19 protein-coding genes are annotated in these 18,937 nt (G+C 72.4%); 6 read left to right on the plus strand and 13 right to left on the minus strand.

Translation table 11 applies throughout. The features are described from left to right. Window positions 1–9: 9 nt before the first annotated feature. Genes HG543_RS07455 through HG543_RS07505 form a run of 11 tightly spaced genes read right to left on the minus strand, consistent with a single transcriptional unit; the run spans window position 10 to window position 10,836 of the window. Window positions 10–876 carry a MerR family transcriptional regulator gene (locus tag HG543_RS07455; RefSeq protein ID WP_169343990.1) on the minus strand — a complete coding sequence of 289 codons (867 nt, stop codon included), beginning with the start codon at window positions 874–876 and terminating at the stop codon, window positions 10–12. Then, window positions 873–1,550, minus strand: a complete 678-nt coding sequence (locus HG543_RS07460) for a lysophospholipid acyltransferase family protein (protein ID WP_169343991.1) — start codon at window positions 1,548–1,550, stop codon at window positions 873–875. Before HG543_RS07460 ends, HG543_RS07455 begins: the two co-directional genes overlap by 4 nt. Continuing rightward, window positions 1,547–1,897, minus strand: a complete 351-nt coding sequence (locus HG543_RS07465; protein ID WP_169343992.1) for a lycopene cyclase domain-containing protein — start codon at window positions 1,895–1,897, stop codon at window positions 1,547–1,549. The genes HG543_RS07460 and HG543_RS07465 overlap by 4 nt, the downstream gene beginning before the upstream one ends. Further along, complete coding sequence (locus HG543_RS07470; protein ID WP_169343993.1) at window positions 1,894–2,268, minus strand: lycopene cyclase domain-containing protein; 375 nt, start codon at window positions 2,266–2,268, stop codon at window positions 1,894–1,896. The genes HG543_RS07465 and HG543_RS07470 overlap by 4 nt, the downstream gene beginning before the upstream one ends. After that, window positions 2,265–3,467, minus strand: a complete 1,203-nt coding sequence (locus HG543_RS07475; protein WP_169343994.1) for a glycosyltransferase — start codon at window positions 3,465–3,467, stop codon at window positions 2,265–2,267. The genes HG543_RS07470 and HG543_RS07475 overlap by 4 nt, the downstream gene beginning before the upstream one ends. Continuing rightward, window positions 3,464–4,399, minus strand: a complete 936-nt coding sequence (locus HG543_RS07480) for a carotenoid 1,2-hydratase family protein (RefSeq protein ID WP_169343995.1) — start codon at window positions 4,397–4,399, stop codon at window positions 3,464–3,466. Before HG543_RS07480 ends, HG543_RS07475 begins: the two co-directional genes overlap by 4 nt. Further along, window positions 4,396–5,853 (minus strand): phytoene desaturase family protein, encoded by a 1,458-nt coding sequence (locus HG543_RS07485; RefSeq protein WP_169343996.1) that lies wholly within the window; start codon window positions 5,851–5,853, stop codon window positions 4,396–4,398. The genes HG543_RS07480 and HG543_RS07485 overlap by 4 nt, the downstream gene beginning before the upstream one ends. After that, entirely contained in the window at window positions 5,850–7,175 is a 1,326-nt protein-coding gene (locus HG543_RS07490; RefSeq protein ID WP_246356828.1) for a hydroxymethylglutaryl-CoA reductase, degradative, read from the minus strand. Before HG543_RS07490 ends, HG543_RS07485 begins: the two co-directional genes overlap by 4 nt. Before the next feature lie 7 nt (window positions 7,176–7,182). Next, the gene (locus tag HG543_RS07495) at window positions 7,183–8,193 is read right to left on the minus strand and encodes a squalene/phytoene synthase family protein (RefSeq protein WP_169343997.1); all 1,011 of its coding nucleotides are present in this window, start codon (window positions 8,191–8,193) and stop codon (window positions 7,183–7,185) included. Continuing rightward, on the minus strand, window positions 8,190–9,743 hold the full coding sequence (locus HG543_RS07500; protein WP_169343998.1) for a phytoene desaturase family protein: 1,554 nt from the start codon (window positions 9,741–9,743) through the stop codon (window positions 8,190–8,192). Before HG543_RS07500 ends, HG543_RS07495 begins: the two co-directional genes overlap by 4 nt. Window positions 9,744–9,750: 7 nt before the next feature. Beyond that, the gene (locus tag HG543_RS07505) at window positions 9,751–10,836 is read right to left on the minus strand and encodes a polyprenyl synthetase family protein (RefSeq protein ID WP_169343999.1); all 1,086 of its coding nucleotides are present in this window, start codon (window positions 10,834–10,836) and stop codon (window positions 9,751–9,753) included. A 114-nt stretch (window positions 10,837–10,950) separates the two neighbouring features. Between HG543_RS07505 and HG543_RS07510 the strand changes: the two genes are divergently transcribed. The 5 genes from HG543_RS07510 to HG543_RS07530 all read left to right on the plus strand — a co-directional run bounded on the left by HG543_RS07510 (window position 10,951) and on the right by HG543_RS07530 (window position 14,753). After that, window positions 10,951–11,526, plus strand: coding sequence for a peroxiredoxin family protein (locus HG543_RS07510; RefSeq protein WP_171818315.1), 576 nt, complete (start codon window positions 10,951–10,953; stop codon window positions 11,524–11,526). After that, a complete protein-coding gene (locus HG543_RS07515) occupies window positions 11,523–12,428 on the plus strand; it encodes a TIGR01777 family oxidoreductase (protein ID WP_169344001.1) in 906 nt (301 codons plus the stop codon). The genes HG543_RS07510 and HG543_RS07515 overlap by 4 nt, the downstream gene beginning before the upstream one ends. A gap of 10 nt (window positions 12,429–12,438) precedes the next feature. Next, complete coding sequence (locus HG543_RS07520) at window positions 12,439–13,500, plus strand: alpha/beta hydrolase-fold protein (RefSeq protein ID WP_169344002.1); 1,062 nt, start codon at window positions 12,439–12,441, stop codon at window positions 13,498–13,500. Window positions 13,501–13,669: 169 nt separating this feature from the next. Next, window positions 13,670–14,266 carry a hypothetical protein gene (locus tag HG543_RS07525; RefSeq protein WP_171818314.1) on the plus strand — a complete coding sequence of 199 codons (597 nt, stop codon included), beginning with the start codon at window positions 13,670–13,672 and terminating at the stop codon, window positions 14,264–14,266. 172 nt (window positions 14,267–14,438) lie between these two features. Further along, window positions 14,439–14,753 (plus strand): hypothetical protein, encoded by a 315-nt coding sequence (locus HG543_RS07530; protein ID WP_169344004.1) that lies wholly within the window; start codon window positions 14,439–14,441, stop codon window positions 14,751–14,753. Window positions 14,754–14,845: 92 nt separating this feature from the next. Here the strand turns inward: HG543_RS07530 and HG543_RS07535 are convergent, their stop codons facing one another. Next, on the minus strand, window positions 14,846–16,117 hold the full coding sequence (locus tag HG543_RS07535; RefSeq protein WP_169344005.1) for an SMP-30/gluconolactonase/LRE family protein: 1,272 nt from the start codon (window positions 16,115–16,117) through the stop codon (window positions 14,846–14,848). Between the two features lie 135 nt (window positions 16,118–16,252). Continuing rightward, window positions 16,253–16,897 carry a hypothetical protein gene (locus tag HG543_RS07540; protein ID WP_169344006.1) on the minus strand — a complete coding sequence of 215 codons (645 nt, stop codon included), beginning with the start codon at window positions 16,895–16,897 and terminating at the stop codon, window positions 16,253–16,255. A 38-nt stretch (window positions 16,898–16,935) separates the two neighbouring features. On the opposite strand from HG543_RS07540, the gene HG543_RS07545 reads away from it, so the two are divergent. Continuing rightward, on the plus strand, window positions 16,936–18,937 hold a 2,002-nt coding region (locus HG543_RS07545; RefSeq protein WP_211193784.1), incomplete at its 3' end, for a HEAT repeat domain-containing protein.

Consider the following 18,937-nt stretch of genomic DNA (forward strand, 5'->3'; position numbering starts at 1 on the left):
GGGAGGTGGCTAGGGACGGTTCTGGGCGTTGCGTACCTGGTTCCAGATGGCGACGAGTTCGTCCGCGGACTCCGCGTACTGCGCACCGAGCGTGAACAGCGTCTTCAGGTGCTCGCGCGCGCCGGGCCCTCCTACCACGACGGGAAAGGGCGCGCAGGCCCGGAGCGCATCCCCCAGGACCTCCAGGAACTCCCCCGGCTCGCGGCGTCGCACGAAGGACAGCGCCACCACGTCCGGCTTCATCTGGTTGCAGGCCCCACGAAGCGCGTCCGCGGGCGTGTCCGCGCCCAGGAGCGTCACCCGCCAGCCCTTGCGCTTGAGGTGCACCCCCAGCGCCAGCAGTCCTCCCTCGTGGTGGTCCTTCGCCGGGCACGCCAGCAGCCCGCGCGGCCCGTCCGGCTCGCTCTCCATCGCGTCCAGCACCTGCCGCAGCCGGTGGCGGATGAAGGCCGACGCCATGTGCTCGCGCGCGATGTCCAGCCGCACGCCCATCTCCCGCAGGAGCGGCATGAGGAAGCGGTCGCAGTACGACTCCACGTCCATGGCGGCCTGCGCCTCGTCCAGCACGCGCGAGACCTCCTCGCCGTCCAGCACCATGACGGCGGACCAGAAGCGCTCGTTGAGCCGCTCCGGCTGGGGCAGTTCCTGCATCGGCGTGGCGCGCACCTGGGCGATGGCCTCGCTCACCGACAGGCCGTCCTGCTGGATGAGCCGCGCCACCCGGCGGATGGCCTCCACCTCGTCGCGCGAGTAGACGCGGTAGTTGTTGCCCTCCGAGCGGTGCGGACGCGGGAAGCCGTAGCGCCGCTCCCACGCGCGCAGTGTGGCCTCGCGGATGCCCGTCAGCCGGGCGATGGTGCGGATGCGCAGTGTCATCGCGCCATCCCCCGGGCGGCGTCCCAGCGCTCCGCCACGCCCCGCGCTCCGGACACCTTGCGCGAGAAGCCCTCCAGCGTCGTCACCGCCGCCAGCCGCTTCACCACCGCTTCCAACCCGTCCTGGAAGACCGACAGCGGACCGGGCGGGTGCGGCGTGCCCACCTCCAGGAGCACGTCCGGCCGCTCGTGCTCGAAGAAGGCATACCGGATGCCGATGGGCAGACACTCCACCTTGGACACGCGCGCCAGCAGCTCCACGCCGCGCTCCAGCTGGAGCGGCAGCACGCCGAAGGGCCGGTGCTCGCCCTCGGGGAAGACGTACAGCGCCGCGCGCGGCTTGCGCAGCAGCTCCTTCGCGTAGCGCAGCGACTCCACCGACGACACCGCGTCCTTGCGGCGGATGCTGAAGGCGCCGATGCGCGCCAGGAAGCGGTAGCGCCGCAGGTTCTCCTCCTCCATGAGGCAGTAGCCGTCCCACCCCGTCACCTGGCCGAGCTGGTGCAGCACGAAGCCGTCCCACCAGTTGGAGTGGTTGAGGTACACGAGCCGTCCCACGCCGTCCGCGGGCAGCTCGCCGCGCAGCCACAGGCCGCGGAACGCCGAGCGGAACTTCCGCCCGATGTACGCGTCCAGCACCCACCCGAAGGGGCCTCCTTTCGCCGCGCGAATCAAGACGCCCGGGCCTCCCGCACCTTGTCCACCAGCGCGGTGAAGAGGGCCAGCCCCAGCGACACCAGCACGCTGGTCAGCAGGAAGAAGAGCACCTCCTCCAGCGGCACCACGCCCAGGTACACGCCCAGGTGCTTGCCCTCGCCGAAGTTCCAGATGCCCGTGGAGATGGCGAGGTGGTCCGCCACCGCCAGGTAGATGCCCATGATGAAGGCCGGAGGCAGCACCGCCTTGAGCACCGCGCCCGTGCGCTCCTTGTAGTGACGCGCCAGGGCCACGAGCTGGAAGAGGATGAGCGGCAGCGTCCAGCCGAGCAGGTGGATGAGATAGGCCCACTTCGTCTCCATCATGGCGCCACCTCCCCGGCCGTCAGCTTCCCGTCCCGGGAGCGTTCCGAGGCGCGCGCCTCCGGCTCCTTCGCGAGCGCCCGCGCCAGCCGCGCGCGCGCCCACAGGCCGACGAGCAGCGTCTGCAGGCCGAAGAAGAGGTACTCCTCCAGCGGCAGGTAGCCCAGCTTGATGCCCCAGATGCGCTCCGGGTCGAAGCCCCACAGGCCCCACTTCACGGCGAGGTTGTCCCACGGCGACGTGGCCGCGTAGACGACGACGAGCAGCAGCCCCATGGGCGCCAGGCTCCACGCCGTGAAGGTCCGCCGGTAGCGCCACACCAGGAAGAGGATGGGCAGCACCACGAACAGTCCAAGGAATCGTGCGTAGGTCATCCCGGTCCTCCACTCAGCTCCGGCACCACGCGCTCCATGCGGCCTCCGGGACGCAGCGCGTACGTGCGGCCCCGCCACGTCACCGTGCCCTGCTGCCACAGCGAGCACAGGAAGGCCGCTAGCAGCAGCGCCTCTCCGAGCAGCCAGTCCGTCAGGGCGTACGGCAGGCCCGTGTCCACTGTCGTGGTTCGCGGCTCCGTGCTCCCGGTGGGAGAACTGGGTGGGCCCTGCACACGCGTGCCCGCTACGGAACCGTCGGTGGCGGTGCTGAGCGCCGCGAGGCGCAAGGCCAGCAGGATGCGCACCACGACGAGGATAGCGACCCCACCCACCAGCACGGGCGAGCCCAGCACCGCGGCCAGCAGCACCAGCGGCAACGTCGGGGTGAAGAGCAGCGGCACCGTGGGGTACAGCGCGGGACGGTGGCTGGCCAGCACCTGCATCCACCGCGTGAAGCGCGCCAGCGGCGTCGACCAGGAGCCCACCGAACCCACCGGCACCCGCGCGGGCGCCGCGCTCAGCGCCACGTCCAGGCCGCGCGCGTGCAGGCGCTTCGACAGCTCGAGGTCCTCGCCGATGTGGTCCGCCAGTTCCTTCAGGGCCTCCATCGCGGCGGGAGACAGGCCCAGCGCCTTGCCACACACCGCCTTCGCGCCCGCGCTCATCACGTCGAGCGCGCGGAAGCTGTGGTGCGTGTAGCGCAGCAGCCCGGTCATCGCACGGCTGGCCACGTCCTCCGGCTCCACCGGCGTGGGAGCGGCCGTGCTCAGCGCGGCGGCACCCGAGGCCACGGGGGCGGCGAGCCCCTCCACCAGCGCGCCGGTGACGGCGACGTCCGCGTCCACCGCGAGCACCACGCGGCCGCGCGTCTGGAGGACCTCCAGCGCGTACAGCAGGTGGCCCACCTTCCGGTTGGGCGTCAGCGGGTCGCTCGGCAGCCAGCGCACGCCAGGCGCGAGGCGCGGGCGGTACGGGGACACCACGACCTGCTCCAGCGGTCCGGCGTAGTCGATGGGCGCCGCGAGGTTCTCCAGCTCGCGCGGCGTGGGAGCATCCACCGGGCGAAGCAGCAACACTGGCGGGCGCGTGCCTTCCGATGGGGACGGGCGCCTCGCGCGGAGCAGCCGCGCCAGGGCCACACCGCTGAAGCCCGTGGCCAACACCGTCCAGACGAGGGAAGCGACGACGAGCGCGCTCATGCGGCCCGTCCCATGCGCGTGCGGAAGTGCGCCATCCAGCGGATGAAGGGCGAGTGGAAGCGGCGGAAGTCCGCCACCTCCCCCAGCGTGTCCAGCGCGCCCTGCCGCGCCTCCAGCCTCGCGTAGAAGGGCGACGACTCCAGCAGGCGGGGCTCGCCCACCACCTCGTTGCCCGCGTGCAGCCGGGACGGCACCCGCAGTCCCCAGCCCGTGAAGTTCGTGGGCCGCGCCTCCGGCGGCTCGCCCCGCTCGCACCGCACCCCACCCTCGCTCGCCACCACGCGCAGGGGCGGCACTCCGTCCGGCAGGTGGTAGTCCACCAGCGTCTCGCCGTCGCGGTGCGTGCGCGCCCAATGCCAGCCGGGCAGCCGCGCCCCGAGCAACTCATCGCCGTGGTTGGTGTCGTGGTACCCGAGCCCCTCCGCCTCCACGCCCAGCGACGGCACCTCCAGCCGCGCCCGGGCCCGAGGCGCCAGCGCCTGCCAGTAGTGCGGCAGCTCCGGCATGAGGCGCACCACCTCGCCCACCGGCGTCATCGGCTCCAGCGTCAGGCTCGCGCGCACCGGCCGGCCCCACGGCGCCGTCCAGTCCTCCACCTCCATCTTCACCGTGCCCACGTCCGCGCCGCTGTCCCCGTACGTCAGCGTGGAGCGCCCGATGCGCAGCCGCCCCGGCGCCTCCAGCTCCGCCTGCTGGTACTCGCTCAGCACCCACAGCCGGCGCACGCCCTCGTGGTACAGCGCGAAGTTCACCGCGCTGTGCTCCAGCGGCAGCCCACCGCGCCGCGCCTTCACCGAGTAGCGCGGCGAGAAGAGCGAGCCCAGCATGAAGATGCACACCGCGCTGAACGGCCCCGCGGTGACGTCCGCGTAGAACCAGCGATACGCGCCGGCCTCGGCCGGCAGCGCGGGCAGGCACCCGAGTGGCATCATGCGCTCCTCCGCAGATGCTGCGACGCCAGCTCCGCCGCGAAGCGCCCGGACAGCATCACCAGCGGCACCCCGCCTCCCGGGTGCGTGCCCCCACCCGCGAAGAACAGCCCCGGCGTGCAGCCCCGGATGCGCGGCCGCCGGAACGGCCCGAACTTCCCGTGCGGCAGGAAGCCGTAGATGGAGCCCCCCGGAGCCCCCTGCGCCGCCAGGTCCACCGGCGTGCGCTGGCCGATGACGCGCGTGCGCCCGCGCAGCTCCGGGAAGTGCTGGTACAGCTTGTCGAACATCTGCGCCTTCGCGCGCTCCGCGCCCAGCTCCCAACTCCGCGCCGCGCGCTCCGCCGCCTCCGCCCCCACGGGCAGCGCGGGCGCGTTCACCATGACGAACAGCCCCGTGCGTCCCGGCGGCGCCATGGTGGCGTCCGTCGCGGACGGGTTGCAGAAATACACCGTCGGGTCCGTCGCGAGCTGCCCGCTGAACAGCTCGTCGAACTCGCGCCGGTAGTCATGGCCGAAGAGCACCGTGTGATGTGGCAGCGGCGGACGCCCGTCCACCTCCAGGAGCAGCACGAAGCCGGACAGCGCCAGCGGCTCGTCCGCCCGGTGCAGCGACTCCAGCGGGTCCGCGTTCACCACCACGCTGTCGAACGGCTCCGCCTCCCCGCGCGGGCCCACGCGGTAGCCATGGCCCGTGCGCTCGAAGCGGGCCCGCGTGTTGAGGCGCACCGTCACGCCCAGCCGCCGCGCCGCCTGCCCCAGCGCCTCCACCAGCGCGCCCACTCCGCCGCGCGCGTGGTGCACGCCATAGGCATGCTCGATGTGCGGAATCAGCGCGAAGGCCGCGCTCGCCTGGTACGGCGACGCCCCCGCGTACGTGGCGAAGCGGCCCACGTACTGCTGCATGTGGTCCGTCTTGAAGTGCCGCATCGCCAGGTCATGCAGGGTGCTCAGCTTCATCCCCGCCATCACCGCGCCCACGCCGCGCTTCGCCACGCGGGCCATGAAGCCGGCCATGCCCTCGAACGGGGCCTCCAGGTACGGCTCTCCCGCGGCGCGCCAGATGGCCGCGGACTCCTCGTAGAAGGTGCGCACGCCGCGGCGCTCGCTGGGCCTCAGCTCGCCCGCGCTCTCCGCCATGCGCTCCAGGTCCTTGTACGCCGTGAAGCCGCACCCGTCCGCGAAGCGGTAGGCGCATTGCGGCTCCAGCTCCGTGAGCGGCGGCAGCAAGTCCAGCGCGTCCAGTTGACCGAACGTGCCCCGCACCAGATCCGGCAGCGTCAGCAGCGTGGGCCCGGTGTCCAGGGTGATGCCATCCAGGGTGACGGCCTGGGCCTTGCCGCCCAGCGAGGCGCCGCCCTCGAAGAGCGTCACCTCATGGCCTTCCTTCGCCAGCAGGCCGGCGGCCGTGAGGCCCCCGATGCCGCCACCGACGACCGCGACGCGGGTGCGCTTCATCCCCGGGCTCCCTTCCGCCGGGCGAGCTCCGCGTCGAGGATTTCCCTCGCGCGCTCCGGCCGGTAGACGCGCTCATGTGACAGGCGCTCCGCGACGACTTCGATGAGCTCGCCTCGCGCCCCCGCCTCCGCCGCCACGCGCCGCGCGTGCAGCGCCATGTGGCCCTTCTGGATGCCCTCGGTGGACAGCGCCTTCAGCGCCGCCAGGTTGGTGGCCAGGCCCGCCGCCCCCGCCAGCGCCGCGAGGTCCAGCGCCCCCGACACCCGCGCCAGCTTCAGCGCCCGCTTCACGCCCGGGTGCGTGCGCGCCGCGCCGCCCGCCGTGGACGTGGCCAGCGGCATGAACAGCTCGCCCTCCAGCGTCCCGTCCTCGGCCGCGCGCCAGGACGTGAGGGGCCGGTAGCTCCCCGAGCGCGCCGCCCACGCATGCGCCCCCGCCTCCACCGCGCGCCAGTCGTTGCCGCAGGCCACCAGCACCGCGTCCACGCCGTTCATCACCCCCTTGTTGTGGGTGACGGCCCGGTACGGGTCCAGCTCCGCGAAGCGGTGCGCCGCGAGGATGCCATCGCGCACCACCCCGCCCTCCGGGAAGGCCTCGGACACCAGCGCGGAGGCCGGCACGCGCGCGCGCACGCGCACCTTCCGGCGGTCCGCCAGGTTGGTGAGAATCCTCAGGCCCGGCCGCGCTCCCGCCAGTGCCGCCAGCCGGGGCGCCATGCCCTCCGCCACCGAGTTGACGCAGTTGGCCCCCATCGCGTCCCGCGTGTCGATGTGCAGGTGCACCACCAGCGTGGTGGCGTCCAGCACCCGCACTTCAATCTCGCGCGTGCCGCCGCCCCGCTCGCACATCGCGGGGATGAGCGCGTCCGCCTCGGCCAGCAGGAACGCGGTGTGCGCGTGCAGCGCCGCGCGCGCGGCCTCCAGGGAGGGCACGTCCAGCAGCTCCACCTGCGCGGTGGTGATGGGCGGGTCCGCCTCCACCGTGAAGCCGCCACCCTCCGCGCACAGGCGCGCGGCGTAGGAGGCCGCGGCGATGATGGAGGGCTCCTCCACCGCCATGGGGACGAGCCGCTCGCGCCCGTCCACCAGGAAGTTGAGCGCCACACCCAGGGGCAGCCCGTGGATGCCGACGACGTTCTCCACCATGGCGTCCGCGCACGCCTCGTCGAAGCCGGCGAGCCCCGCCAGCGACTCCACCTCCTCGGGAGCCACCCAGCGCGCCTCCACCAGCCGCGCCCGCCGACGCTCCGGCGACTGCCGGTAGAAGCCCGACAGGCGCGAGGTGCGAATCATCTGCAGCGTCTTCACGCGGTCGTCGCTCATGAGGTCCTCACCCTCCCGTCCCGGTGGGCAGCAGCGGCACCCGCACCTCGCCCTGGGGGACGGGCAGCACCGTGCCGGGCCGCACGAAGGCGGCGGTGGCCAGCGCCAGCTTGCGGCGCGTCGTCGTGTGGGCGCGCCCGCTGAACACGTCGTAGTCGCGCGCCTCGATGTCTCGCAGGATGTCGCCGTAGATGGCGCCCATCAGCCGTACCATCCGCTGGCTGCCGAAGCCCGTGAGGTAGTGCACCCCCGTGGCCGCACGCGCGTAGTACGCACACGCCCGGTCCACCTGGAAGCGCATGAAGGCCCGCCAGCGCTCGTCCACCTTCCCGCGCTTCAGGTCCTCCTCGGACAGCCCGAAGGCGGCCAGCTCCTCGGCCGGCAGGTACACGCGGCCGCGCTCCAGGTCCTCTCGCACGTCGCGCAGGATGTTGGTGAGCTGCATGGCCCGGCCCAGGTCCGACGCTGGCAGCGCCGCCGCCGCGTCCGAGCAGCCCAGCACCGGCGTCAGCATCAGCCCCACCACGCCCGCCACGCGGTAGCAGTAGAGGTCCAGCTCCTCCCACGTGGTGTAGCGGTTCTTCGTCAGGTCCATCTCCATGCCGGAGATGAGGTCCTGGAAGGGCTGCTCCGGAATCCGGTAGTGGCGCACCGTGTGCTTCAGCGCGGCGAACTCGCCCGGGTCCCACGGCGACTGCGCCTCCGCCGCCATCAGCCGCTCGGCGGGAGAGCCCAGCTCCGGCGACGCCAGCTCCGGCATCGGCAGGTACACCTCCGCCACCATCTGCCGCGCCTTCGCCAGCCGCACCGACAAATCGATGGGCACCACGTTCGGCCCGTCGCCGTCCACCAGGTCGTCCAGCCGCCGGCAGAAGGCGTAGAGCGCGAAGGCCGCCTTCCGCCGCTGACCGAAGAGCAGGTACGAGGCGAAGAAGAAGCTCTTCGCGTGGTGGCGGGTGACGTCCTTGGCGAGCTGATACCCGCGCTCCACCAGGGCCCGGTCGTCGTGCGAGTTCACGCCGCCACCTCCTCGACGAGGCTCGGTGCCGCGCTCCGGGGCGACAGGCTCACGCCCGCTTCATGCGCCCAGGTGAGCAGCCGCTCGGTGACGAGGCGCGCGGAGATGAGCACCGTGGGCAGGCCCGTGCCCGGCTGCGTGGAGGCCCCCACGAAGAAGAGGTTCCTCACCCGCGCATCCTGGTTGCGCGGACGGAAGGGGCCAATCTGCGTGAAGTTCTGCGCGAGGCCGAACGCGCTGCCGCGCGCGAGGTTGAACGTGGAGGCCCAGTCGTCCGGGGTGAAGATGCGCTCCACCTCGATGTCCGACTCCAGCTTCGGGAAGCCCAGCTCGGCCATCCGCGCGAAGACCTTCTCGCGCACCCGGGGGCCCTCGTCCTTCCAGTCCACGCCCGGGTTCTGGTGCGGCACCGGCACCAGCACGTAGAGCGCGTCCTTGCCCTCGGGCGCCAGCGAGGCGTCCGTGCGCGTGGGCGCGTTGACGTAGAAGCTCGGGTCCTCCGGCACGCGGAAGCGCTCGAAGATGTCGTCGAACGAGCCCTTGTAGTCCCGGCCGAACACCACGTTGTGGTGCAGGAGCTCCGGGTACTTCCGCTTCATGCCCAGGTAGAGCATGTAGCCGCTCGACGTGAAGCGCAGCTTCTCCTTGCGCTTGAGCGACGTGGCGTTCGGGTCCAGCAGCTTCTCGTACGCGTAGGGCAGGTCCGCGTTGCACAGCACCGCGTCCGCCTCCACCACCTCGCCGTCCGGCAGGCGCACGCCCGTGGCGCGGCCCCCGTTGGTGAGGATGCGCTCCACCGGCGTTCCGTAGTGGAACCGGACGCCCTCCTCGCGGGCCAGCCGCTCCAGCGCCTGGGGAATGGCGTACAGGCCGCCCTTCGGGAACCAGATGCCCACGCCCAGCTCGGTGAAGGGCAGCAGGCCGTAGACGGCGGGCGACGCGAAGGGCGACACGCCCAGGTACATCGTCTGGAACGTCATCGCCGCGCGCAGGCGCTCGTCCTGGAAGTAGCGGCTGACGTCCGCGTACATGCGGCGGTGCGCGCGGACCTGGAGGATGCGGGCCAGCACCTTCGGCGAGAAGTAGTCGGCGATGCCGTCGTAGTTGCGGCCCACCAGGTGGTCCAGGCTGGTGCGGTACTGGACGCGGCCCTGGGCCAGGAAGGCGAGGTAGCGCGCGTAGCTGCCGGGCTCCACGCGCTCCAGCTCGCGTCCCATGGCGCACAGCTCGGAGGTGAAGGTGACGTCCGAGCCGTCACGGAAGTGCACACGGTAGTTCGGCTCGCACCGCAGCAGCGTCAGGTAGTCCTCGATACGGCGGCCGAGCGCGCGAAAGGTTTCCTCGAACACCTCCGGCATCAGCACGATGGTGGGGCCGAGGTCCCACGTGAAGCCGTCCACCCGCAGCTGGTTGCAGCGCCCCCCGGGCCCGTCCGTCTTCTCGAAGACCTGGACGTCGAAGCCCTGGTGCGCCAGCCGCGCCGCGGCCGCGAGGCCTCCGACGCCCGCGCCCACCACCACCACCCGCCTGCCCTGTGTGCGTGCGCTCATGGAGTCCTCAGGCGGCGCGGCGCGCCAGGCGGGCGATGAGGGCGTCCAGCAAGTCCCTCACGCCGTTGGGGTTGGGCAGCGACTGCAGCGAGCGGCGCGCGGCGCGCGAGGCCCGGTCCACCATCCGCTCGCACGCGGCCCGGCCGCCGCACTGCTCCACCAGCGCGCGGGCGCGGGCGAGCGCGGCGTCGTCCTTCTTCTCCACCGGCAGCGCCCAGAGCGCCTCCAGCTCCTCGCGGGCGGCGGCGTCGGCGCGCGCGAAGGCGGCCAGCACCGGGAAGGTGCGCTTGCCCTGCGTGAAGTCCCCGTCCGCGGCCTTGCCCGCCACGCTCGAGTCGCCGAAGAGGCCGATGAGGTCATCGCGCAGCTGGTAGGCGAGCCCCACGTGCCGGCCCACCCGCTCCAGCCCCTCCACCAGCTCCGGCCGGGCGCCGCCCAGCATGGCGCCGCACACCAGCGGGGCGCAGAAGCCGTAGCGCGCCGTCTTGAGGTAGGCCACGCGCAGCGTCTGGAAGAGCGTCACCTCCGACAGCGGCGCGCGCCCCAGGTCCAGGTCCAGGTACTGGCCGGCCGCGGTGTGGCGGCACACGCCCAGGTAGTACCCCACGACCTTCGACACGCCGGGAAGTCCCGAGGCCAGCATCGCCTCCAGCGAGCGCGCGAAGAGGTGGTCGCCCACCACCACCGCGAGGTCCTCGCCCGCGCGCCCCGGCGCCAGCATGCGGTGCAGCACCGGGCCCCCGCGCCGCAGCTCCGCCTGGTCCGCCACGTCGTCGTGGATGAGGAGGAAGGTGTGCAACAGCTCCAGCCCCGCCGCGAAGCGCCACAGCGTGTCGGGCACCGTCGTCGTCCCGCGCGCCAGCGCGTGCCCCGCCATCACCAGCGCCGGACGCAGCCGCTTGGCCGGCCGCAGGGTGTACGCCCGGACCTGCTCCATGGCCTGTGTCCAGCGCGCGTCCAGGCTGGTCTCGTCGGGCAGCTCGAACAGCTCCGTCAGCGCGGCCTGCACCTCTGTCTGCACGAGCTGCAGCCAGGCCTGCTCCAGAGGAAGCGCGCCAGACAATGGCCCGGCGTTGCGAAGCGAGAGTGCCATCCGGCGTTCCTCCGAGAGTCCTGATCCCCTGCCCCCAAGAGGTAGCGTTTGCGTCCAGAGCTTGTCAAGGCTATGTCTAAGGTTTGTAAGAACCTTGTACACGGGAGTCCCCTCATGAAGGCGTGGATCGCGGGAGCGCTGACGGTGTCCCTGGCGGTGGGGAGCGCACAGGCGGGGTCCCCTCCACCAGGGCCGGTGGATGCGACGTTACGCACGTCCAGCGGGGAGCAGGTGCGCCTTTCCCGATGGCGCGGAAAACCCGTCATTCTGTTTTACGAGGACAAGGACTCCACGACACTCAACTCCCCCCTGAAGGAGACCCTGTTCGCCAGGGGACGGGAGCGGGGGCTGTTGAACGCCGCGTGGGTGGTGGCGGTCGCCAACCTGCAGAAATTCGACTTCTTTCCGGCTCGGCAGATTGCCCTCTCGTACGTGCGTGACGAGGAGAAGAAGGTGGGCGTGCCCATCCTGGTGGACCTGGACGGGACGCTGGGCGCGGCCCCGTGGGAGCTGCCGATGAAGACGTCCAACGTGCTGCTGCTCGACGCCGAAGGAGCAGTGGTTTTCCGACACTCGGGACGGATGAAGCCGGAGGAGCAGGAGGCGTTCTTCGTCGCCCTGAGCCGGCTGGTGGGAGTGGACCTGACGGCCCCGGCCGCGGCGCCGGCTGCCCCGGAGGCCCGCCCGTGAAGGTGGCCGTCACCGGCGCGAGTGGCTTCCTGGGTCCAGGCTTTGTCCAACGTTTGTTGGGACGGGGGCATGACGTGCACGTGCTCGCCCGAGACATTGGACGGACCCTGGGCAGGCTTCCCCAGGGGGTGACGGGCTCCTTCTTCGACGCGGCGACGCCGCTGGCGCCGGACGCCCTGGGGGGCGCGGAGGCGGTCGTCCACCTGGCCGGTGAGCCGGTGGCGCAGCGGTGGACGAAGGAGGCGAAGCACCGCATCCACGACAGCCGGGTGATGGGCACGCGGGTGCTGGTGGAAGCGATACGGGGCGCGGGGACGGTGAAGCGCTTCGTGTCGGCGTCGGCGATCGGCTTCTATGGCGGGACGCGCGGGGCGGAGCCGCTGACGGAGGAGAGCGCGCCGGGGGACGACTTCCTCGCGCAGGTGTGCCGGGGCTGGGAGGCGGAGGCGATGCGGGCGCGGGAGTGGGGCATCCGCACGGCGGTGGTGCGCATGGGCGTGGTGCTGCACCCGGAGGGCGGAGCGCTGCACAAGATGCTGCCGCCGTTCCGCATGGGCGCGGGCGGGCCGGTGGGCAGCGGCAAGCAGTACGTCAGCTGGGTGCACCGCGAGGACGCGCTGGACCTGCTGCTGTACGTGCTGGAGCACCCGACGGTGGAGGGCCCCGTCAATGTCACGGCGCCCACGCCCGTCACCAACGCGGAGTTCGCGCACGCCATGGGCCACGCGCTGGGCCGGCCGGCGGTGATGCACGTGCCGGCGTTCATGCTCAAGGCCGCCATGGGGGAGATGGCGAAGGTGGCGCTGGAGGGCCAGCGCGTGCTGCCCAAGCGGGCCCTGGAGGCCGGCTTCACCTTCCGCCACCCCGAGCTGGAGGCGGCGCTCCGGGACTTGCTGACTTAGGTTGCGTCCCATGGATGCGAAGACACTGGAGGCGAGGGCGCGCGCGGAGGGGACGCCCGTCATCGACGGGGACACGGCGACCTTCGTGTGGAAGGGACGGGGGCCGGTATCGCTGCACGGCGACTTCCAGGACTGGCAGGGCAAGCCCCTGCCCTTCAAGCGCGTGGGCCCCGGACTGTGGGCGCGCTCGCTGACGCTGCCCCGGGATGCGTATGTGGAATACGCCCTCCTCGACGCGCGCGGCCGGCGCGTGCGGGACGCCTTCAACCCGCGCCTGTCCGACAACGGCTTCGGCGAATTCAACCACTGCTTCTACATGCCCGAGGGCCGCCCTCCCGAGGTCCTCCAGCGCCCACGCGGCAGCCCCCGCGGCCGCGTCACCCGTCACACGCTGGAGACGGCGGACATGGCCGTGGGCGGCCGGCGCACGCTGACCCTGTATGCCCCGCCCACGCGCGGCCCGGTGCCGCTCGTGGTGGTGCTCGACGGAGATGACTACCTGCGCCGCGTGAAGCTGCCGGAAGTGGTGGACTCGCTCGTGGCCCGAGGCCTGATGCGCCCGGTGGCCCTGGCCCTGCTCGCCAACGGTGGCGAGGCCCGCAGCGTGGAGTACACGTGCAGCGAGTACACCGTGGACCTGCTGCTGCGGCGCGTGCTGCCCCGGGCCCGCGAGGAGTTGTCCCTGGTGGACGAGAAGCGCGAGCCCGGCGCGCACGCGGTGCTCGGCTCGTCATTCGGCGGGCTGATGGCCCTCTTCGCCGGCCTGCGCGCCCCGGAGACCTTCGGCCGGGTGCTGTCCCAGTCCGGCGCCTTCGCCGTGGACGGGCGCGACTTCGTCGTCTTCGACCTGGCGCGGCAGACGCCCCGCCGCCCGCTGGACGTGTGGATGGACTGCGGCCGCTTCGAGGTGCTCCTGGAGGGCAACCAGCGCATGGCCCCGCTGCTGACCGCGTCCGGACACCGCGTGGAATACCGGGAGTACAACGGCGGCCACAACTACCCGGCCTGGCGCGACGACCTGTGGCATGGCCTCCAGTGGCTCTACCCGGCACCGCCCGCCAAACGCCGGTAGTTCCTTGGCTTTCCAAGTGTTGGGTGGTGAAGGGCCGGGGGTGCGCCGGCCGAAGGGACGCCCCACACTTTCTGGGAAGGGACGCAACTGTGGAGGGTTGCGTCCGATAACCTACATGGGAATCCCGGGGGCTGTCCGCTCCGGGGGCCCATCCCCCTGGAGCTCCCTCATGTCGCGCATTGATGGTGGCAACCGCTCGTCCTCCCCCAAGGGCCCGGTGCGCTCCGGAGCGGAGCGGCCCGACTCCGCCGCCCAGGGTGCGCGCAAGGATGCCGGCGCGAAGGACCTCCAGAACCACCGCGCGGTGCAGCCCTTCCAGGGCCGCAGCGACTTCGAGCCGGACCGCCGCGCGACGCCCCGCGCCGTGGCGCCGCAGCCGGCGGTCTCCGCGCAGATTGCCAACGCGGACGCGGAGCTCGCGCTGCTCTCCGAGTTCCCCGACCAGGCGGACGCACAGGGAGGCCTCGCCTCCGCCATGCTCCACGCCCACGCGGACGAGCCCGCCTCGCAGGCCCGCATCGTCGAGCGCCTGATGCAGGACGGCCGGCTGGAGGCCCTCTTCGGCGAGGTCTTCCGCGAGGGCAACCCGTACGTCGAGCAGCCGCACCGCACCGCCGTCGTCCGCGCGCTCGGCACCGCCCTGGCGCGCGGCGCGGTGACGGGCGAGGACCTGCGTGCCTTCACTCGCGGCGCCTATGCGCACGAGTGGCGGCAGATTGGCTCCGAGCTGGGCTCGCCCAGCGGTGCGGCGCCGAAGAAGGCGTAGCCGCGGGGCGCCGTCCCGTCCTCCAGCCCAATCACATACGTCCGCGGCATGGCGCCGCCCGCGAGAAGACCTTCTTGACTCTTCACGGAGCGTGAAACAAGGATGCGCCCTGCTTCACGCATTCTTCTCGTCTCTCGCAAAGAGGAGCACCATGCGCCAGGCAGTCAGCCGGATGTTCGCGGTCGCTTTCGTTGCAGCGGTGATGGCCGGATGTGGCACGGGCGAAAGCGCCCAGCCCGAGCCGGTCGGCACCGAGAATGCCGCCAACCAGAGCCAGCCGCTCATCCAGTGCGCGAACCACTGTGATTGCCCCATCGACTACTTCTGCGACACGAGCCAGGGCATCTGCCTCACGGACATGTTCGGCCCGCAGCCTGAGTTTCCGCAGTGTTACGAGGACTGCCAGTGCTTCGAGATGGGCGGCCTCTGGGCCTGGTGCGACAAGACGGCCACCGTGTATTTCGGACAGTGCCGCAGCTGGTATTGAAGAACGGGCTCCAATCACAGACATCGACGCCAGGACGCCGCGCGTGGAGAGACCTTCTTGGCTCTCCCTGACCAAGAGGCGCCCGGCGCCTCTCAGAGCGCCAGGCGCAACAGCACCGGCGGGCTCAGTGAATCCACCGGCGGCAGCTTTCCCTCCGGCCCTACCTCGCGGACGTGGCTGTTGGCGATGTAGACGAAGTCGCTTCCCGTGATTGTGCCGGTGGTGGGCGTCTCGAAGGACGGGTTGCTCGATTCGAGCACCTCCACGCGCTCCACGCGGTCCGGGTCCCCGCCGAGGTGGAAGCGGACGATGCGCCCCCGGCCGATGCCGTTCTGCACGGCCACCAGCGTCCGGCCATGCGCGGAGAGCCCATCCACGGCGGCCAGCGTCGTGCCCTTGGGAGGCTGTACACGCGTCAGCGCGCCCGTCGCGGGGTCCACGCGCACCAGCCCCGTGTAGTGCGCCACGTACAGCGACGCGCCGTCCTCCGTCAGGGCAAGGCCGTTGGGGTAGATGAGCGTGCGCTCGGGGACGAGCGGCGCGAGCGCGTCCGAGCCCGCGCGCAGCACGTGCACGCCGCCCGCCTCGCTGTCGGTGACGAAGACGTCCCCGCTGGCGTGGATGGCGACATCATTGAGCAGGTGCGCGCCGGGCCGGCCGTCCATCGTCACCTTGCGCAGCAGCGCGCCGGTGCGCAGGTCGTACTGGAAGAGGCCGGTGCGCCCGCGCTCGTCGGCGGTGATTCCCTTCCCGCTCGCCGCGGCGTGACTGGCCACCCAGAGGTGCCTGCGCGTGGCGTCCACCTTCAAGCCGAGCACGCTCCACAGTCCATCCCTCGCCTCGGGGATGAAGTCGCGCGCGGTGCCGTCCTTCGACACGGCGACCACCTTGCGCCGGTGGATGCTGCCGACGAAGAAGGTGTCCGTCACGGGGTCATGGGCGATGCCCTCGGGGATGAGGTCGCGCTCGGCGAGTCTGAAGGCCGGCTGGCTGGCGGACACCGGCTTCTCACGGGAGGCGAAGCGCTGGGCCAGCGCGCGGAACTCCGGGGTGGCGCTCCAGGCCTCGAAGTCGCCGGGCTCCAGCGCGTGGTCCCAGTTCAGGGCGTCCAGTTTCTTCAGCCACTGCTCGGCCTGTGGGCCTTCACCGCGCTCCGCGTGCCGTGACGCCACCGCGTAGAGGAGGACCGGGTTGTCGGGCTGGGATTGGGCCAGCCGCGTGAGTCCCTGGAGGAGCGGGTCCGCCGCGGGCGCGGGCGTGACGGGGGTTTCGGGCGCGGGCGCGGTGGCTGGAGCAGTCGCGCGACAGGACGCGGCGAAGAGGGACAGGCACAGGAGCGCGCTTCGGAGCGTCGGGGCGTTCATCGTCGTCCTGGGACAGGCGCCGTGGCGCGAGGGCCACGCCGGACAGGGGTGTGGAGGCCCCCTCAACACGCGAGACGCGAAGTCGTTCCCGTCATCTCGCGGTGGACACCCGTGATGAACGCGCTCGTGGCCGTGTCAGAGGTTGGCGCGCCGGGCCAACGCGCCGCGCACCGACTGGGCGATGACCTTCGCGTCGGCGGAGAGTTCCTCGGGCAGCCAGTAGTAGAGGACCTTCTCCCCGGTCTCCACCTTCGAGCGCACGAAGGTGAGTCCCCCCGTCTCGGCGCGCTCGGGGCTGTTCGGCAGGCAGCGCCGACACAGGCAGGCCAGCTTCGGGTGCTCCTCATGGGCCGTGAGGTTGGTGGGGCCACTGAGGTTCGCGCCCCCCGCGGCCTGGAGCATCAGCTCCGCATCCGCCGCCGACAGGGCTCGCGGCGTCTGGAGGGACATGCCCAGGGCGCCCTTCGCGGCCTGGATGCCCTTGCCGGACTCGAAGCGAATCTGGGGGATGAGCGCGGTGAGGTCGGTGATGGGGACGCGGTTGGACCGGGCGCGCCAGCCCTCCTCGTCGGACTTGAGCCCTTCCAGGACGGCCACCAGCCACAGCGCCTCGTTGGGCGGCCGCACGGTGACGAGGAAGAGGCGCCCGCCCTGGGCCAGCGGCTCCAGGTACTTGCTGTTGCTGCGGTAGCGGTCCATCGGGAGCACGTCACCGGGCTGCTTGCCGGGAGCCTCCTTCTCGAACACCGCCTTGCTGATGATGGCCAGCATGTCGGGCATGGCGCGGAGTGTACCAGGGGCGCATAGAGTCCGCGGCAATGCCCGACCTGGACCCGGCCGCCGTTCGCTTGCTCGATGAGGATGTCTTGGTGCGGCGCGAGGCGGTGGACCTCGTCGACACGGCGGCGCTCCCCGGCCGCTACGCCCTGCGGCAGGCCCTGCTCACCGACGAGGACGCGGAGGTCCGCGCCATCGCGGCGCAGCGGCTCGGGAGTGCACGGGACTCACGGTTCGCTCCGGCGCTGCTCGATGCGCTCGCCGACCCGATGCCGCTGGTGCGCGACAGGGTGTGGCGCGCGCTGGCCCGGCTGGGTGCACAGGCGCTGCTGCCCGCGGCGCTGCGCGCGGTGCGTGAGGAGCCCGTGTGGTGGGTGCGCAGGGCGGTGGTGCGGGCCTCGGCCTCCGTCGCGGGCAGTGGCGCGCTGGACGTGCTGCTCGCCGCGTTGGAGGACCCGTTCTGGCGGGTGCGCCACGCGGCGGTGCAGGCGCTGGCGTGGATTGGCGTGGGCAATCCTCCCGTGCAGCAGCGCGTGCGACAGGTGGCGGAGCGCGCACCGAATGGGCCTGTTCGTTCCGCGGTGGAATGGCTCGACATCGCGTGGAGTGGCGAGCACGCGGCGGATGCGGGCGCGGCGCTTGTCGCGCAATCGCCTGGTTCGCAGGTCCGGGGTGCGCTCGCGGAGCCTCCCGAGCCCCTCGGCAACGAAGACCCGGCGGTGACGACGGCCCGGCTGGAGGCCACGCCCGCCTCGGCCCTCTCCGCCCGCGAGCTGGTGGAGTGGCTGGGCGACCCGCACGAGCCCCTGCGCGTCCTCGCGCGACGGCGGCTCCGTGAGCGGAAGGACCTGGACGCACTGCTGCTCGCGACGCGCTGGCTCGATGAACCCCGCGTGCCCCACGCGGCGGAGGAAGCACGCGCGCTGCTCGAACGCATCGACGTGGAGGACATCGACCTCGCGTCCCGCATCCTCTCCGCGCCGCCTCGCCCGGGCGCCGTCGCGTGGGCTGCCCGCGTCGCCGTTCGGCGAGGGCACCTCGACTTGCTGGGGCGCGTCCGTCAGCTCCTCCGTCATCCGGAAGCCGCCGTCCGGTGCGCGGCGCTCTCCGGTCTCGTCCACGACCCGGACAGCCTCGACGAGGTCCTCTCGGCGCTCGAAGACCCGGATGAGCGCGTGCGCGCGGAGGTCATCGCCGCGTGGGAGCGCAGGCCCCCGGCCCCATCCACCGCCGAGGCCTTCGCGCTCGCGCTGGTGGAGTTCGCGCCCCATGCCTCGTCCATCCGGGAGCGGCGCGCCGTCGCGACGGCGGCCATGTTCCTGGAGGAGCCGGAGTTGCTCCTCCGCGCGTCGCACGATGAGGACCCGGCCGTGCGCGCGGTGGCCCTGCGGGCCCTGGCCTCGCTCGACCTGCTCACTGAAATGGAGCGCCACGAGGCAGCGGCACACGAGGACCCGTGGAGCCGCGCGGCGGTGCTCGACGTCGACTCCGCGCGGCGTGCCTGCACGGAGGACCCGGACCCGTCCCTGCGCCGGACCGCGCTGGAGTTGCTCATCGCGCGGGGCCGCCGGAGCACGGGCGACACCGCCTCCGCCGAAGAAGCCCCTCCCACCGCCCTCCAGCACGCAGCCATCGCCTGTGCCCGAGCCCCCGACGCGTGGATGCGCGCCCGCGCCGCGGAGCTCCTCACCCCCACCCAGGGCCGCGAGTCCCTGCGTGCCCTGCTGCGCCTCTCGCTCGACTCCACGCCCATGGTCCGCGCCGCCGCGGCCTCCGTGCTGGAGCCCTGCGCCACGCTCGACACGCTCCTCGACGACCTCCTCCACGGCCCCACGCCCGAGCGCGACGAGGACCTGCGCACCTCCGCCTGGACGTGGCGCCTGCGCCTCGCGGACACCTCCGCCCTCGAGCAGCTCCGCACCGCGCTCCTCGGCAACACCGAGCCCGAGCGCGTCGTCTCCCATCTCGAAGCCCTCACCCTCATCTTCCCCGACGCGCTCCTCGCCTCCGTCCCCGAGCTCGCCCGGCGCATGCCCTCGCGCC

The organism is Pyxidicoccus fallax, from assembly GCF_012933655.1.
GTDB classification, from domain to species: domain Bacteria; phylum Myxococcota; class Myxococcia; order Myxococcales; family Myxococcaceae; genus Myxococcus; species Myxococcus fallax.